The sequence below is a fragment of the Marinobacter orientalis genome, assembly GCF_004792665.1.
Lineage (GTDB): Bacteria > Pseudomonadota > Gammaproteobacteria > Pseudomonadales > Oleiphilaceae > Marinobacter > Marinobacter orientalis.
Genome location: NZ_SRZX01000007.1, coordinates 16,897 through 33,775, shown reverse-complemented (window position 1 = coordinate 33,775; position 16,879 = coordinate 16,897). Strand labels below are relative to the sequence as shown.

Genomic DNA, 16,879 nt, shown 5'->3' with positions numbered 1-16,879 from the left:
AGTATGTCGAACGAAATAAAAAACGATAGCGCCGTAGCAGCAGAGACTAACCAAACGAAAGTCATCTGGAACGATAAAGATATGGCGACTCAGTTCGCGAATGTCGTAAACATACAAAGTACGAAAGACCAGGTAGATTTGTTTTTTGGCACCAACCAAACATGGAATCTTGGTCAGTCCAGGGAAGTGGTTGTGGATCTTTCCAGCCGTCTGATATTGACACCGCTAGTTGCGAAACGTTTGCACCACTCATTAGGTAAATTGCTCGAAGAGCATGAGTCTCGCCATGGGGCTGTTTCTGACTAACAAACTCTGGGCTACGTATGGTGGCAGCGCAGTCAGCGGTCGGGACCTATAGTGATCATTATTGGCCCCTGTTAATTGAGGCGTCATCATCCAGTGACGCTTTTGAACCATGGTTGGCCGTTATCTGCCAATCACTGGATTTGGTCGTCTCCGGGTTATTACTGTTTCAGGATGAAGATCAAACCTATGCACCGGTCGCTCAGTGGCCGGAAGCCCAACTCCCATCCAGGCATCTGTCTGAGCTTGCTGAATTAACCATCAAGCAGCAACAAGGCTCAGTCCGAAAGATGGGTCAGCAAACGCTGATCGCTTATCCGATAAAACTTGATCAAGAACTTCTTGGTGTCGCAGCGCTTGCAATTGATTCCTCTGACATGTCGCTCGTGCGTGCAGGGATGCGTCAGCTGCAATGGGGAAGCGCCTGGCTACGGGATATTATTCGTAAAGATGCCCTTAGCAACGAGCTTGGAAAGACGGAATATACGCGCTTAGCGCTCGATATCATTGGCGATGTTATTGATTCGAAAGATAGTAAAACCGCAGAGTATCAACTGGTGCACCGTTTGGTGAACCAGTTTTCACTGGAGCGTGTCTGTTTAGGGTTTTTTCAGAAACAGACGATTGCAATCTCGACGATTTCTCATAGCGCCAGTTTTGGTAAGCAGATGAATCTGGTGCGTAGCATCGAAGAGCTGATGGAGGAAGCGATAGAGCAGCGCACCATTATTCTGCATCCTGGCCCGGATAAAGACATACCAATGATGACGCAAGCGCATGCGTCATATCGCGAAGCTTACAAGACCGGCGACCTGTTAACCATTCCGTTAATGGTGAAAAGTGAAGCTGTTGGCGCTTTATTTTGCGAATGTGGGAGAGGTAAAAACCTGGGTGATCAGGACATTGAGTTAATCAATGGCGTTGCAGCATTTGTGGGATCTCTGCTGATCGAAAAGCGCATGAATGACCGGCACATACTGTTAAAGTGCAAAGACTCTTTAATGCTGCAATATGAAAAAATGGCCGGTAAAGGGTATACAGGCCGCAAACTGTTTGCCGCCGCTTCGATCTTGCTCATCGCCTTATTGACTCTGGTAAAAGGCACTTATTATGTGGCCGCCGATGGTGTTGTTGAAGGGGAGATTCAGCGTGCAGTTGTCGCGCCTTTCGATGGTTTTATACTGGCGAGTCATTTCAGAGCGGGTGACTATGTTGAAGAAGGTCAGGTCATGGCCACGCTTGATGATCGGGATTTGGCGCTTGAGCGCCTGCGCCGGGTATCACAAAAGCAAGAATATCAGTTCGAGTATGACCGGGCCCTGAGTAGTCGTAACCGCGCTGATGCGAATGTGATTGAAGCCCGCATTGAACAAGCCGATATTCAGCTAGAGTTGTTAGATAAACAGTTGACGCGAACCAGGCTAATCGCGCCTTTTAATGGGCTGGTTGTCTCGGGTGATTTGAGTCAGTCCATTGGCAGTAGTATCCGCCGCGGGGACACTCTGTTTGAGGTGGCGCCTCTGGATGCCTACAGGCTCACCTTGCTTGTGGACGAGACACAGATTATGGATGTTGACGTCGGCCAGTCAGGTACATTTCTGAGTGCGTCTCTCCCCGATATGCCTTTTGAGTTTTCCTTAAACAAAGTCACGCCAGTTGCGATCGCAGAGGAAGGCAAGACCGTTTTCGAAGTGGAGGCCAAGATACTCGACCCCGGCGGTGTGTTGCGTCCGGGGATGAGCGGACTTGGTAAAATTGATGCCGGTGATGAACCGCTGCTGTGGATCTGGACGCGAAGCTTTAGCCACTGGGTGCGACTCACGTTTTGGTCACTAGCGGGGTAGCGCAACGCCATGGGCAAATCGCATTTCTCGCATCACTGGTACCGTGTGGCAAACCTGAAGCCCGCACTGCGCAATCATGTAGAGATTCATCGTCAACGCATGCGCGGAAAAACCTGGTTTATCATTCAGGATGCCCAGTCGGGCAAGTACTTCAGAGTGTCGCCCGCCACAAGAGCGATGTTATTGCGGTTAGATGGTAGCGAAACGATCGATACCATCTGGTCTGAAGAAGGTCAAAAGCTGGGTGAGTTACAGCCGACGCAGGCAGAAGTCATTCAACTCATCGCCCAACTGTACCGCGCCGATCTGATTCGCGGGGACGTGCCCCCGTTTATGGCAGAGTTTATTGATCGCTCGGATAAAACAGCCCGCCAGAACCTGTTGGTACGCTATAAAAACCCTTTGGCATTGCGCTTCCCGTTAGTTGACCCGGACAGTTTTTTTGAGAAGGGCTTGCCTTTTGTGCGGCTGTTATTCAGCCGCTGGGGAGTGATCTTCTGGGCTCTATTACTCGTGCTCGGGAGTTTGCTGGCTACGATGCACTGGGGAGAACTCACCAATAACCTTTCAGACCGCGTGTTAAGTGCCAACAATGTCCTGTTGCTCTTACTTCTTTATCCTGTGATCAAAGTTCTGCATGAGTTGGGCCATGGCTTTACCGTTAAATCACTCGGTGGAGAGGTACATGACATTGGCTTAATGCTTCTTGTATTCATGCCCGTTCCCTACGTCGATGCTTCTTCTTCCGCCGTTTTAAAAAATCGTTGGCACCGTGCGGCTGTCGGTGCGGCAGGGATAATGGTTGAAAGTGGCCTGGCCGTTATCGCGTTGTTTGTGTGGCTGGCGGCTGAGCCCGGAATAGTACGTGCCGGCGCGTTTAATGTGATGATGATTGGCGGCTTATCAACGGTATTGTTCAACGGTAACCCGTTATTACGGTTTGATGGGTACTATGTCTTATCCGATATTCTGAACATTCCGAATCTTGGCGCGCGCTCGAATAAATATTTGTTATACCTTATCCAGCATTATCTGTTTGGCATGCGCGAAGTCGAAAGCGTAGCGACCTCCAAAGGCGAGGCGCGGTGGTTTATTGTGTATGGTATCTCAGCGTTTGTTTATCGGATGATTATCATGGTGGCGATCGCGCTGTTTGTTGCCACCCAGTTCTTTTTTATCGGCATTCTACTCGCCGCTCTTGCCGTACTTAATGCCGTCGTGCTGCCGCTATTCAAGGGTATCAAGTATCTGTTCAGCGCGCATGAACTGGGTCAGAATCGCCGCCGCGCGAAGCTGGTTTCTTTTGGAGCGGTGGCCACACTTGGCTTACTTTTATTTGTTATTCCTGCACGTCATGTAACCGAGTCGCAAGGTGTGTTTTCGCTGGGAGAGGGGGGTGCCGTGATCAACACCGCCGCGGGGTTCGTTGCGGAGCTTCCTTTGGAATCTGGCACTTTAGTAGAGGTCGGGACTACTCTGTTGTTATTGGAGGATGAGGAACTTGATACTCAGGTTCGATCGTTGGGGGCGGAACTCCGGGAATTCCAAAACAGTTTTGCTGCCGTGAATCTGTTTGACCAGGTCCAGGCCAACATTCTCAAGGAGCAAATTGCGCGTACAGAAGCGACGCTAGCGCACTATCTGAGTCGCCAGGAGGGTTTAACCATTAAAGCCCGGCGCGCCGGTATTTTTATCCTGCCGTCATCGACGGATTTGTTGGGGCGCTATGTGAGCGAAGGTAAAACGATTGCTTATGTAGTCCCGGTTCAGGTCAGGGAAGCACAAGTCGTCGTAAGTAGTGATCGTTCATCACTGGTCAGTGATGATACCCAGTCTGTTGAAGTCCGTGTTGAAGGCGCGATTGACCAATTGATTGAGGCGAAGATTTTGCGGCAGGCGCCTTCGGCACTTATAAGTTTACCGAGTGCGGTATTGTCTTCTGAGGGCGGCGGTTCTGTCGCGGTGAACCCACAGAAGGATGGGCAGCTTGAGCCCTTGCAAAAGCATTATCGCTTCGATATTGAACTGCTATCAGAACCTGAACAGGCGCCCGTCAATGCGCGTGTTCATGTCCACTTTGTTCATTCGGATAAACCCATAGGGCTGCAATGGATCAGAACCGCACGCCAAACCTTTATGAGCTTGTTCAATGTCTGAACATATTCCTTCGATCCTGGATCGCGACACCTTACCCGAACTTGTGCCCGCCTATGAGAAAACAAGGCGAGAGCGAACCGCTATTGATGCGTTAGCAGGCTTCCTGGAAGGAAGGCTTGCACGGCTTTTCCGACCAATTTACCAACGCAAGATCAGAGGCTTGCTCGTTCATGCAGAAGCGATTCGCGAAGATCTTGGCTCCCTGGGTGATGACGAATTGCGCGCCCAAACCCGCGAAGCGGGTGGGGTATTACGGCGTAATGGTCTCTCTGATAAGGCAACGATGTCGCGGTTTTTAGCACTGTTGAGCGAGGTATCTACGCGCACCCTCGGTTTAACCCCGCACCCTGTTCAGCTAGAAGGCGTGAGGGTGCTGCTTGATGGGAAGCTGCTGGAAATGGCGACAGGCGAGGGTAAAACTCTGGTTGCTGGCCTTGCTGCGGCAGCGGCGGCGCTTTGCGGAATGCGCGTGCACGTTGTCACGGTGAATGATTATCTGGCAGCAAGAGACGCCGATTACATAAAGCCTGCCATGGACTTTTTGAGGTTATCGCTGGGTGTGGTGGTGAAGGAGAGCAGTCTGGCCAGGCGCATTGAGGCGTACGCCTGCCCGGTGTGTTATTGCACGAACAACGAATTAGCGTTTGATTATTTAAAAGACTCGCTGCAGAGCCAGGCCCAAGGGCGTTTATCTGAGCGGGTGTTCTCGAGGTTTTATCAGAAGTCGGCGCGACGGATTAAAGGTTTAGAGTTTGCCATAGTGGATGAAGCCGATAGCGTGATGGTCGATGAAGCGCGAACGCCGCTGATCTTGTCGGAAGGGATTGATCGCGTCATTGATGACGAGGTCATCGAGCGGGTGATGGTTTATACGCAGCAACTTGAGCCCGGGGAAGATTTCATCGTTGATCATCTGAGATGGTCTGTCGTGTTGACAGACGCTTGTCAGCAGAAGACCGAGGGCGACTTTGCTCAAGTGACTGACGGGCCATTACTACTCAAAGTTTTGCGGCAGGAACTCATAATACAGGCACTGTGTGCTCACTATTTATACAAGCCAAATGAGCATTACCTGGTGCGCGATGAGAAAGTAGAGATTATTGATGAGTATACCGGTCGTGTGATGCCGGATCGGGTCTGGAGTGCGGGCTTGCATCAAATGATTGAATATAAAGAACACTGCCCGCTAACTGAGCCAAGACTGACGGTCGCGCGCATCACGTACCAGCGATTTTTCAGGCGCTACCGAAAACTGGCCGGGATGAGCGGTACCGTTGCAGAAGTCAGTAATGAGTTTTGGAATGTTTATGGTCTGGCCGTATACAAGGTGCCGACGCATAAACCGTGTGCGCGAAAAATACTTCCGGGTCAGGTGTTTCAAAGCAAAACTCAGAAGTGGCAGCATTTAGTCCGCCGGGTCAAAGACATCCACAACAGCGGTGCTCCGGTATTGATTGGTGTTCGCAGCGTCGCAGCCATCGAGGAAGTCTGCGAGTCTCTCTCGAGCGCTGGATTGCACTTCGAGACGCTGCACGCTGCGAATGACGAGCATGAAGCCGAGACCATCAGCAAGGCAGGGCAAAGAGGAAAGATAACCGTCGCCACTAATATGGCGGGTCGAGGAACGGATATTGCCCTTGGGCCGGGGGTGGATGCTCTCGGAGGCTTGCATGTGATTATGACCGAGCGACACGATTCTGGCCGGATTGACCGGCAGTTGAAGGGGCGATGTGCCCGACAGGGAAACCCCGGAAGTTTTGAAATATACCAATCGTTGGAAGACCCCCTGGCCCGGCTTATCAAGCCCCGTTTTTTGCTTAACATAGCGCGCTTTGGACTCACGAAGAACGCATCGCGCTTTGCAAGTTATTTATTAGCCAAAGCGCAACTCAAGCTTGAGCGACAACATTCAAAAACACGTGAATCGCTCTTGAGGAGTGACCATTCAGAAGGTGACTTGCTTGCATTCAGTGGTGAGCCTGAATAACACAACAAAGTAGAAGAGAGTGGCTATGCTTTTCATCAAAGGATCGGCTTATCATAATTTTTCTCTTGTCATTACCGCTGTGCTGTTGTGCCCCGGCATTGCGCTGGCCGAAGATCAGAATGAATATGACTGCCTGGTCGATCCCGCGCAGGTGTTGGATCTGGCAAGCTTCAGTACCGGCATTCTAGACGAGGTGCTGGTGTCGCGAGGTGATGAAGTCAAGAAAGGGCAGATCGTCGCGCGTGTGGAGTCCAGTCGCGAGAAGGCCGCTTTGGCTATCGCTGAAATCAGGGCGGAAAATTCAGCCACCGTGACCTCGCGCAAGGCTCAGTATGACTATGCTCAAAAACAATTAATTCGTGCGCAGGGGCTAAAACAAAAGGGGGCTATCTCGAGCCAGAGATTTGATGAATACCAGGCAAACGAGATTATTGCAAAACAAGAGCTGGAACTCGCAAAGCTTGAGTTGGCGCGATTGAGGTTGGAGCAAGAAGCAGCAAAGGTTGTACTGAAGGAAAGAGAGATACGAAGCCCCGTCGATGGTGTGGTACAAAAGGTTGATCGAGGTGCTGGAGAGTACGTTTTTCAAGATGCCTCAATTCTAACCGTCGTACAACTTGACCCTTTGTTTATTGAAACATTTGTGCCTGTGGAATTCTATGGAAAGGTTATTCCTGGCATGCTCGCTCAAGTGAGTTTCGACAAGCCCGATAAAGTCGTTTTAGACGCGAAAGTTGATGTTGTCGATCGCGTTTTCGATACCGGAAGTCGTACCATGGGGGTACGTCTAAAACTGGGCAACCCGGATGGAAAAATTCCGGCGGGCCAGCGATGCAGGGTTAGTTTTTCAGGAATCAAACAGACATTGTAAATTTCAAAGTAAGATGAGACTTTATTTTAAAGGTAGGCTTTAAGTTGCTGTTTTATAAGGTTTCCATATCGACCGGGATTGAATGAACATAACTGACGGCTTTCTCATGAGTTTCCGCCAAAGATTGTTCAAATCGACGCCAGCGTCAATTGCCCACACAGTCGCCATCCTACGTGGAAGAAAGCACGGGGTATATCGGCAGCAACCAGGAAATCGGCTCATCCGAGGTTTTCCGCCCCGCCCGTTTGGCGCGTTTCTTCGCGTTAATCGCGTCGTACACGCCCAGCGTTCCCACTTTTACAGGCATGGTTGGATTGATCACAATCAGTGGGGTGTGCGCTTCGCGCAGAGAGACCGGTTGATCGAACTTCTTTTCCTTTTCCCATTTTTCGCGACGGGCATCCCGCTCGGCCTGAGACAGGCGCCAGCGAATGTTTACCATGGGTCGGACCACCAGTTTCCGTCGTTGGCGGAGTTCGGTGTTGGAAGGCAGTGACTGCACGCGGTTCAGTTCCCTGGAAACATTCAATTGCCACTGAGCGGGCTCCATTCCCTCCGGAGCCGGATCGTTCATGATGTTTTTGATGCGTTCGACAGCCTCTGCCACGGTGACCTTTTTGATCTCCGTTTTTACGCCCCAGGTGAAACTGAGGCTTTGAATCAGCGGCTTCGGGGGCAGGGCAGTGTAGTGGCGCAGAAGCTGGAGGGTCACCAGCATGTGGTGATGATTGTGCAGCAGTTCGAACCGATCGTTTCGGTTGCCCAGCGTGGGAACGAGTTCCTTGATCTGGTCTTTCAGGGCATTGGCCTGTGCGACCCGGCGATTGATCATCCTGGCGTTTGTGTCGCCGCAACGAACCACAATGGTACCGGGCGTCCGGGCAACGGCTTTGGTGGAATGCTCGCCATCGCCATACCAATTGGTCAGGGCGAACAGGGCCCTGTCGAAGGCCCCGGTCCCGGTGAGCAGCTCCGGTTCAATGCGTTCCGGCAGGTCCGTTTCCTCACCTTTTTTCGGCCGCGGAACGACAGCGACCTTCGCCTCGACAATGTCGCACTGGCGCAAACTGGACTGAAGATCCGCCACGACAGTCTCCAACGCGTCAATCCGTTCGTTAATCTGGTCGATCGCCTGAAGCTGCGCTGCGCTATACTGGGACATAATCGGCCTCCTGTTTGTTTCGATATTCAATAATATACCAACATGCAAAGACAATCCTACAACAAAAATCAGCCTGATACTCTGCGTCATTCCTGCCAACTCTACTTTCTCTGGAACTGAATAGAGTGACGCGCAGCGCAACGAACACCGATGTCCCACTGAGCCGATAAATACGATAAAACGTCAGAATATTTTACATGTAACTTCCAACACCGAACCGTCGCTTAGCGCAACTCTATAAAGTCAAGCTGTTATTTTTACATGGCATGCATGTGGCTTGTCTTTCGCTGGCCTAAAAAACCACTCAACTCATGTCCGAGGGAATTATGTAGTCGTCGAGACAACGATAAAAAATGAGCAAAAGGGACGGGTACTATGAAGCAATTAAAAGCGTTCAAGCTTGCGTTGGTAGTCATTTCAGGCTTTATGGCATTCTCCGCGTTAGCGGCACCGCCACCGGTGGTTACCGACGATCCCGACGACGAACATCAACATGTAATAAGCATTTCGGATGGCCTTGTCCGTGCGGATCCGAGCGCCCCGCTCGTGGCACACGATGCCGCAGTCGCGGACATCATAAGTGATGCGCCGTTCGCCAAAGTTATCAAAAATCTGGCCGAAGCCGGCCGCGGCGAACGGCTTTCTGCAAACTCCACAACCGATGTCTGGGCACTGGGCAACTATGCGTATACCGGCACTTTTAATAGCCCTTGTGGTGGTGACCCGGACGCGGGTATCTGGATATGGGACGTGCGCAACAAAACCAAGCCAGAATTTGTCGGAGTCATTCAATCACCAGCCGGCAGCCGCACTAACGATGTCAGGGTCGCAACAATGGGGTCGGGCGATATCCTGGTGCATTCGAACGAATCATGTGGCGGAGGCCCCGGCGGGTATGAGGTCTATAACGTTGACGACCCCTCAAACCCTCTCCACCTGGCGAGCGTACAGACCGACGACGTCAACCTGTTGCTGCGTGACGACCTGGGCTTCGCCGATTTAGGCGTGCACAACCTGTGGCTTTTTACCCAGGGCGCCAAGGACTATGTCGCCGCAACGGTTGAGTCCGAGATAGGCAACTTCCAGATATTCGATATTACCGATCCGACTAACCCCACCCTGGTGGGTTTCTGGGGCGCAGAGCAACTGCATCTTCCCGGCATAACCGATTGGGTTAATTTAAGTGACTTTAGCGTCATCCTAGATGCTGATGCTTTTCTGTTCGGTGGCTTCGGCGCATCGCAAAACCGTTTTCTGCATGACGTTACCATTACCCCAGATGGTCTGACGGCATACCTGGCGAACTGGGATGCTGGCCTCGTCAGGCTCGACATCAGCGATGTAAGCAATCCACAACTTGTATCGGTTGCAATTGATCCGACCAGCGAGGACGGAGAAGTAAACAGCCACTCGGTCTGGCCCAACGCAACCGGTACAATAGTCGTTGAAGGTGAAGAGGATTTCTCCCCGTTCGAATCCCAGTTCACAATAGAGGGCGCGGGCCCCAACGCTGGCACCTATCCGTCTTCTGAGGGAGCGATCACTACGCCCATTGCCGAGGAACCTGGCTCTGAAATGAGCGGGCAGACTACCTACGTAGGCTTGGCCTGTGAGGGGGCCTCTGTGCCGGCGGGTACCGGGATTGCGCTGATCCAGCGCGGGGCCTGCGCCTTCACAGTGAAAGGCGAGAACGTTATCGCTGCCGGTTATAGCGGTATGGTGGTCTTCAATAACGAAGCAGGTGGCGATGCGCTGGTCACGATGGGCGGTACGGCTGTCTCACTACCCGGCGTTTTCGTGCGGCACTCCACTGGCCTCGCCATCATGGGAGTGGCAAACGCTGCTGATCTGGTGATTGGTGCACCGGGAGCGACCATTACCGCTGCGGTGGTTCCAAATGACTGGAGCGGCATGCGGATCTGGAGTTACGCTGACCCCGCCAACCCGATCCTGATGTCTACGTTTAACACTGTATGCAGTGCCAGTCCGACCGATCCCAGCTGTGACCCGCGAGGCACCTATTCATCACATAACGTGATTGTTGAGGGTAACAAGGCTTATATTTCCTGGTACTCGGATGGCGTCGTGGTGTTGGATGTCAGCGATCCGGTCAATCCGGTGGAAGTTGCACGCTATCATCGGGCCGGCAGCGAATTTGAAGCACAGAATGGTGGTATCCAGGATGTCTGGGGAATTTACAAGATTCCGAATCAACCGTGGATTTATGCGTCTGATCGTAACGGAGGGCTTTATATACTGAAGGAGTACGGTTCAGGTTCAGCCAAGAACGGTAAAGATTAACCGAAGTGACGATTTTGTTTGCTGGAGGCGGTGCTCGGCATCGCCTCTTTTTGGTTATCCTTCCCGTTCCATCCGGTCTGCAGCCCGACGCGCCGGGTCTTCTAGATAATCCAAGTGAATAAAGGACACATAGTGCTTGCCTCCGGCGATGTTGTGCCAAAGCTTGACTCGACGAACATGCTCATCCGGCGTTCGCGGGTACGCCAGCCAGCCACCCATGTGCTCAACGATTCTCTCTCGTGATTGTCGGGACAGCCGATAGCTAAGGGGCGTCCGGCAGCTTGGCCATGAGCAGTAAGTACAAGAGACCCAGAAATACCTTTCTCGAAAGCTATAATGTGAAATAAAAGAAAAGACCGGTTGAGGGTACCAAGCGGTGGCAATTTTGGCTTCGAGACAATTATGAGTCCGACTCTGGGATGAGAATTTCTAAGTAAAAAATGGTTCAGCTAAAGCGGGAAAGGTCAGCGGGATTACACCAGAAAGCTCCGGCGCACTTCAAATCCCAGCAAGTAGATGCTTTGAGCGTCAGAAATGGCTTTATAGCCTGAGTTCAAAGGCTGGACGACCACAGAAAGTGCTAAACACCGCCTAACTACAAATCAAAAGCTTACGTGGCTTATTCCACGCAAAGTACTAAACAAACTTAATTGGTCCGACCCCATGCGTCCCTATGTGCTCCATGGACCAGCCTCACGACGGATGCGGGACGAAATACTTTCGGGCCGTACCGGAGGCGAAGTACGCGCGGGTCTCTTCCAAAAATGCACGGGTTTTGTCCGGCAACCAACTCTCGTTGCGGTTGGCGTAGCCAGCAATGATGTCGATTCCCGGGCTGACTCCTGTTACGGGGAGGGTGACTAGCCGGTCTCCCGTGAAGGTGAGGTCGACCTGGGGCCGGAAGTGGGTCAGACCATAGCCGAGCACCTTGCCGATCAGTGCCCGCATGTTTTCGATGGTGTTGGTGTGGGCGGCAATTTTTGGAAGCTGACCCATGCGCTTGAAGTAAAGCAGCGACGTCATAGTCGGGTTCCGCAGTCCTCCTCCAGGAAATCAACGGCGCGGATCAGGGCGGACTTGGAAATGTTGATCTGCTCGGCGGCCCTGGCGAAGCTACCGTGCTTTGCCGTAGCCATGAAATAGTTCAGAAACCGCAGATTGAGCATGTTCGACCGTCATATCCATCTGAATTTATTCAAGGTGTAAAAATTAGAAAATATTGTACAGTATTTAGTCGCTTTTTAGGCTTTTCTTCCACTGCTACAGTCAATCTCGAAGACTTCGGGCATGCCCCAGGACCACTGGAGCGAACAGAGCGGTCAACGAAAGCCCGGAAAGTGGCGCAAGAGCAGGCCGCCGAGACGATCAGTAGCGGCCGGCGGAAAAACTGAGAGGAAAGAGCTGATGATGACTCGAGCTAAAGACATCCCGCGCCCCGGCGGGCCAAAACCTCTGGATATCGGCTATGAGGATTCCCGTGGACGAATTCTGGTGGCGGACTCGATGAGCTACTTCGACGACCGCGTGGAGAGCACCGATGTCCTCGTATGCGGCTCCTTCGCCGGCTCCAAGATTGCTGATCAGCTGGGCCTGTGTTGGGGCCCCCGGGCGATGATCGCCCATGCCTGCGGGGTTGGCAAGGACGATGCTGGAATCAGCGGCTTGGCGCTATGCGAGGAGCTGGGTGTGCCGATGGCAGCGGTTGATACAATGTCGGCAGGAATCTCGCGTGGGCGATCGGTCTACGAGGAAGGCAGAATCAGCCACGTCAATAAGCCTGCTGAGGTGCTGGGCGTTGTTGCGGGACAGCTCACCAGCGAAGCAGCGCAGCTGATGCTGGATGCCATCCCGGGCACCCCGCTGAAGAGTGATATCACGCCCAGTGACGTCGACATCGTCTACCGCGGTGAAGAGGGCGCCGTCTATGCCGTATGGAACGTACTGCTGCTGTTGGAACAGGCACCGCTCTCGAACGATGTCGTGTGCATTGCCATGCATTCCGGGAAGGTCATGGCCGAGTGGTCTGCGGCGGCCGCGCCCAAGGGCGTAATCGGCAACGACGGCGGCTTCGGCAAGGACGATACAGGGATCGCCGGTCTGGCGATGTTAGAGCGGCAAGGTATCGCCGCCGCATCGGTGGCCGCCATGTCAGCGCGGATCGGCGACGCCAGAAGCACATACTACGACGGAGAGATTTCCGCCATGAATGCTATCGCGCAGGAATGCGGTGTGAGGGTTGGCATGATTGCCAAAGAGGCGGCACGCCTGATGATCGAGAGCAATCATGCCGTGCATGCTCGACGTAAGAGATAAAATCACAAAAAGTACTCAAATTATTAGGATAGACCAGTGGGCGACGCCTTTAGCACTTGTTGTGAAAATTTAGTACTTTCTGTGGCTGTTCTTTAACGCCCAACGACAAATCAAAAGCTTACGTGGCTTATTCCACGCAAAGTACTAAACAAACTTAAAGTAGATTCTAGAATAGCGCGCGCGTTCCATTTTCCACACAAAGTACTAAATTCGTCGTCCAAGTCAGGAGCCGGATTTTTCTGACAATGAGCGGTACTGAAACGGGGTCGGGATCATAATTACTGGCCACTACGACCGCTGCGGATTAAAAAGTTGGGGGCAGGTCGCATGGGCTGTTCGTCATACAGTTCCGGAAACAGTTACTGGATAAGTTTTCCATTTTTTCTATAGTGATAATCATTGGCTTGCGTGTTCGCCAGAGTCTCATGGAAAGGTGTTAGATGGAGTTAAACGGCAAACTCAAGGAAATTCTTATACCAGCCTATTCGCCATGCGAAGGATTTTCGGGTGCCTGTAAAAGCATGCGTTGGGATCCCCGAGAGGGGCATGTGCCTAGGGGGTTTTTGGGTGCGCATGGCAGCCTAGAGGAAATTGAACTTGTGGATGACGGAGTCCGTTTTATGCTCAGCCCCCGTTGAATCGGGCTCGGTACGTGGGGTGTGCGAACGAAACTGCGGAACTCGCTACCTCTTGCCTCAACTTGAACTGCTCAATCACTGCGTAATGGCTGCGTTGGGGGCCAAGGCTCGGGATCGAATGCGCGCACTCGGTATCGAATCCTTCATCCCAGCTGTTGCTGCTGCGCCTCCGGGTTGTAACCTTAAAGAAGTGAGGTCCTCATGGCAGGCAATAGCAGACGCTGTACACAGGACTAATGCAGCCTGAGGTGCCAGGCTAGTAGAATTTCAGACACAACGACTGAATAAGAAATCATGTTTATAGCTGGAAAATCTCAAAATGGTCAGAGTCACTACCGTACTACTGAAAAAGGGTCGAAAATAACCGACATTACCAAGTAGTGAGTGGGGACAGGTCAATACAGCCGCGAACAGAAACACGGGCAGCAGTGTCGCGACCAGCAGGCGCATTCCGATAGTTCTGAACACGTTTACGCTGAACGGTTCCCCGGCAGAAGGCTAGGCAGCACCTTCAGATCGGCCAGTGACATGGGGCGAGCAAAGTAATTGCCCTGGAGGAGATCACAGTGCCGGCGGGCGAGGTCCTGTTGTAGCTCCAGGGATTCAATCCCCTCGGCTACCACACTCATATCCATGTTGTGGGCCATGGTGATAACCGCCTGGACAATCGCTGCCATCCGATGATCGGTCTCAATGGCCTGGATAAAGCTCCGATCGAGCTTCACTCTGTGCGTCGGCAAATCCCGCAGGTAACTGAGGCTGGAAAAGCCCGTGCCGAAGTCGTCCAGTGCCACCCGAATACCTTTGGCTTTGAGTGTTTGCATCAATTCAATGACCGGTTCCGCGCCATCAAGCAGCACGCTTTCCGTCACTTCCAGTTCCAGCAGCATTGGTGACAGGCCCGACTCGGCCAGGGTGTGCTTTACATCCTCCAGAAATCCATCTCGCAGAAACTGTAATGAGGAAATGTTCACGGCCACTGGCAGGTCATGCCCGGTCCTGGCACTGAAGTCGACCATGTCTCGACAGGCTTGCTGAAGGATCCAGCGCCCCAACGGAATAATCTGTCCGGTCTGTTCCGCAAGCGGAATAAACTCGCAGGGCGAGACCATGCCCCTCGATGGGTGTCTCCAGCGCACCAGGGCTTCCACACTGCGAAGACGACCACTGAGTGAATCCACCAATGGTTGATAATGCATTTCGAATTGTTGTTCTTTTAGGGCTGTGTAGAGATCCTGGCGCAAGGCCAATGTTTGCCGGTTTTTTTCCACCCTTTGCCCGCGATACCACTGCCAGGTGTTTCGCCCCTGTCCTTTGGCCTGGCGCAGGGCCAGGTCAGCGTATTGTATGATCTCATGGGGTTGCTCAAGTGGCAGGGCGTTGCCTGCAACACCAATGCTGGCACTGAGGTGGACGCGTTGGTTTTCAACGATAATAGGCTCGGCTACGGCCTCAAGAAAACGCTGGGCCAACTCAGTGGCCATTTCCCGGTTGTCAAAGCCACTCAACAACACGCCGAATTCATCCGCTGCGACGCGAGCCACGGTCGCCGTTTTTCCTGCAACCGAACCAAGCCGCCCGGCTACGGTCACCAGAACCTGGTTGCCAATTGAGTGACCGAGCCCTTCGTTGATGGCCTTGAAACCATCAAGATCCACATACAGTACGACGATCCGGCTTGGCTGATCTCCGTACTTCTCAAGAGCCTCGCCGAGCATCTCCGTGAACGTTTCCAGATTGGGCAGGCCGGTCAATACATCATGGCGAGCCTGAAAGAGGATCTGTGCTTCCTGCTCTTTCTGCCGGGTGATGTCCTGTTGAATCCAGATGAAATGAGTGCAGACGCCATCGCGATCCAGAACCGGGCTGATGCGCAGGTGATTCCAGAATGGCACCCCGTTCTTGCGGTAGTTCCGCAACACAACGTTTACCTCGGTCCGGTCGCGCAAACCCGCGCGAATCCGGTCAATGTTGGCGGGATCCGTATCCTCATTTTGCAGAAAATGGCAACTATGACCCAGAACCTCCTCCTCGGAATAGCCGGTCATCGTCAAGAAAGACGAATTGGCATAGACCACCGGTAGATTCGGTTGACGTGCGTCGGCCATGACGATGCCGTGAGGGCTGGCCTCAACACCACGCTTCAGCATACGCAATTCGGTATCCCTCTCCTTGCGTTCGGTAATATCTCGGCAGACGCCGTACACACCGACGATTTTTCCTTCAATGACCACCGGGAAATTGGAGATTTCCAGATGGTAGCAATATCCGGCCTTATGAAGCGCCTGAATCTCGTAGGCCACTGATTCGCCCCCTCGGGCTTTTTCGAACGCAGCCAGGGTTCGCTCCCGGTAATTCGGCTCCACAAACTCGGTGAAGTGGGCACCCACGATGTCGGCTTGTGAATAGCCCGAAATGCGTTCCAGCGCTGCGTTGCAGCTCTGGAGGTATCCCTGTAGATCGTAGGTGAAAACACCATCCGGTTGGTTATTGAAAAGCGCTTGATGCCATTCCGACAGTGTTTGATGGTCTCGGGTTTGGCGATCCCGAAGTAATACAAGTGCTGCAAGAGAGGCGCCATACTCAAGACTTCTTTGATCGGACTCCGTTGGCGACATCGGATAGCGATAGTACGTGGCAAATGTGCCGAGCAACTCTCCTCGGGCGGTAATAATCGGTGTCGACCAGCAGGCTCGCAGGCATTCGGCCTCAGCGATATCGCGATACTGGTCCCAGCGCGAGTCCTCGCGAATGTCTTCAGTGACAATCAACCGGCGCTCATAGGCAGCTGTCCCGCATGTGCCCGAATCGGCAATCACCGGGAGGCCCTGCATGACCTCAAGATAGCGCTCCGAAAACCAGGAACTGGGCACGAGACTCAACGTGTTAAGTTCCGGATCAAACCGCATGACCGAAACCATGGCCTCCGGAATGGTTCTGTTGATCCAGACCGCAATCGCATTCAGGGTCTCGTCAAGAGGCAGTTGCCGGGCAATCAGCTCATGAATCGCCTGCTGGGATTCCAACAAAATCCGATCATCGTTCATGTGATCTTCCCAATAAAAAATTTGCGTTGCGCCCCGGATAGAACGGGAATCAACGACGCTGCGCCTGATTAAATCGCGCCCGCAAAAACGATCAAGAATAGCTGGTGCTCATGGTAGGTCCGCCTATGGCCAGTTAGAGGGGGGCGAATGAGAGGAGCGTGGCAAATGCCACAAACCCTGGCCCAACCAGAACGGTCCGGCCTCAGAAGGCTGCTGCGCGAACAGACCCAACATTTGTCATCCACAGCAAACATTT

11 protein-coding genes are annotated in these 16,879 nt (G+C 52.8%); 7 read left to right on the top strand and 4 right to left on the bottom strand.

What is annotated here, in order from left to right; translation table 11 throughout:
• Positions 1 to 3: 3 nt before the first annotated feature.
• The 5 genes from DIT72_RS15935 to DIT72_RS15915 are packed head-to-tail and all read left to right on the top strand — an operon-like array spanning position 4 to position 7,162.
• A complete protein-coding gene (locus DIT72_RS15935) occupies positions 4 to 306 on the top strand; it encodes a DUF3467 domain-containing protein (protein WP_135956237.1) in 303 nt (100 codons plus the stop codon).
• 17 nt (positions 307 to 323) lie between these two features.
• Positions 324 to 2,147 (top strand): HlyD family efflux transporter periplasmic adaptor subunit, encoded by a 1,824-nt coding sequence (locus tag DIT72_RS15930; protein WP_135956236.1) that lies wholly within the window; start codon positions 324 to 326, stop codon positions 2,145 to 2,147.
• Between the two features lie 9 nt (positions 2,148 to 2,156).
• Complete coding sequence (locus tag DIT72_RS15925; protein ID WP_135956235.1) at positions 2,157 to 4,304, top strand: zinc metalloprotease; 2,148 nt, start codon at positions 2,157 to 2,159, stop codon at positions 4,302 to 4,304.
• Positions 4,297 to 6,291 (top strand): preprotein translocase subunit SecA, encoded by a 1,995-nt coding sequence (locus DIT72_RS15920; RefSeq protein ID WP_135956234.1) that lies wholly within the window; start codon positions 4,297 to 4,299, stop codon positions 6,289 to 6,291. The genes DIT72_RS15925 and DIT72_RS15920 overlap by 8 nt, the downstream gene beginning before the upstream one ends.
• 25 nt (positions 6,292 to 6,316) lie before the next feature.
• Positions 6,317 to 7,162 (top strand): efflux RND transporter periplasmic adaptor subunit, encoded by an 846-nt coding sequence (locus tag DIT72_RS15915; RefSeq protein ID WP_135956233.1) that lies wholly within the window; start codon positions 6,317 to 6,319, stop codon positions 7,160 to 7,162.
• Positions 7,163 to 7,331: 169 nt separating this feature from the next.
• On the opposite strand, the gene DIT72_RS15910 is transcribed toward DIT72_RS15915, so the two are convergent.
• Positions 7,332 to 8,324, bottom strand: coding sequence for a DNA replication terminus site-binding protein (locus DIT72_RS15910; protein WP_168355072.1), 993 nt, complete (start codon positions 8,322 to 8,324; stop codon positions 7,332 to 7,334).
• 375 nt (positions 8,325 to 8,699) lie between these two features.
• Between DIT72_RS15910 and DIT72_RS15905 the strand changes: the two genes are divergently transcribed.
• Complete coding sequence (locus tag DIT72_RS15905) at positions 8,700 to 10,625, top strand: PA domain-containing protein (RefSeq protein ID WP_135956231.1); 1,926 nt, start codon at positions 8,700 to 8,702, stop codon at positions 10,623 to 10,625.
• 693 nt (positions 10,626 to 11,318) lie between these two features.
• Here DIT72_RS15905 and DIT72_RS15900 read toward each other — a convergent pair.
• Positions 11,319 to 11,648, bottom strand: a complete 330-nt coding sequence (locus DIT72_RS15900; protein WP_135956230.1) for a type 2 periplasmic-binding domain-containing protein — start codon at positions 11,646 to 11,648, stop codon at positions 11,319 to 11,321.
• Positions 11,645 to 11,791 (bottom strand): LysR family transcriptional regulator, encoded by a 147-nt coding sequence (locus DIT72_RS15895; RefSeq protein WP_135956229.1) that lies wholly within the window; start codon positions 11,789 to 11,791, stop codon positions 11,645 to 11,647. The genes DIT72_RS15900 and DIT72_RS15895 overlap by 4 nt, the downstream gene beginning before the upstream one ends.
• A gap of 238 nt (positions 11,792 to 12,029) precedes the next feature.
• On the opposite strand from DIT72_RS15895, the gene DIT72_RS15890 reads away from it, so the two are divergent.
• Positions 12,030 to 12,938, top strand: coding sequence for a hypothetical protein (locus DIT72_RS15890; RefSeq protein ID WP_135956228.1), 909 nt, complete (start codon positions 12,030 to 12,032; stop codon positions 12,936 to 12,938).
• A gap of 1,108 nt (positions 12,939 to 14,046) precedes the next feature.
• Here DIT72_RS15890 and DIT72_RS15880 read toward each other — a convergent pair.
• Positions 14,047 to 16,623, bottom strand: coding sequence for an EAL domain-containing protein (locus DIT72_RS15880; protein ID WP_135956226.1), 2,577 nt, complete (start codon positions 16,621 to 16,623; stop codon positions 14,047 to 14,049).
• Positions 16,624 to 16,879: the final 256 nt, after the last annotated feature.

Coding starts and splice junctions, on each gene's coding strand:
- DIT72_RS15935 (WP_135956237.1), top strand. CDS start 4: ATGTCGAACGAAATAAAAAACGATAGCGCCGTAGCAGCAGAGACTAAC.
- DIT72_RS15930 (WP_135956236.1), top strand. CDS start 324: ATGGTGGCAGCGCAGTCAGCGGTCGGGACCTATAGTGATCATTATTGG.
- DIT72_RS15925 (WP_135956235.1), top strand. CDS start 2,157: ATGGGCAAATCGCATTTCTCGCATCACTGGTACCGTGTGGCAAACCTG.
- DIT72_RS15920 (WP_135956234.1), top strand. CDS start 4,297: ATGTCTGAACATATTCCTTCGATCCTGGATCGCGACACCTTACCCGAA.
- DIT72_RS15915 (WP_135956233.1), top strand. CDS start 6,317: ATGCTTTTCATCAAAGGATCGGCTTATCATAATTTTTCTCTTGTCATT.
- DIT72_RS15910 (WP_168355072.1), bottom strand. CDS start 8,324: ATGTCCCAGTATAGCGCAGCGCAGCTTCAGGCGATCGACCAGATTAAC.
- DIT72_RS15905 (WP_135956231.1), top strand. CDS start 8,700: ATGAAGCAATTAAAAGCGTTCAAGCTTGCGTTGGTAGTCATTTCAGGC.
- DIT72_RS15900 (WP_135956230.1), bottom strand. CDS start 11,648: ATGACGTCGCTGCTTTACTTCAAGCGCATGGGTCAGCTTCCAAAAATT.
- DIT72_RS15895 (WP_135956229.1), bottom strand. CDS start 11,791: ATGCTCAATCTGCGGTTTCTGAACTATTTCATGGCTACGGCAAAGCAC.
- DIT72_RS15890 (WP_135956228.1), top strand. CDS start 12,030: ATGATGACTCGAGCTAAAGACATCCCGCGCCCCGGCGGGCCAAAACCT.
- DIT72_RS15880 (WP_135956226.1), bottom strand. CDS start 16,623: ATGAACGATGATCGGATTTTGTTGGAATCCCAGCAGGCGATTCATGAG.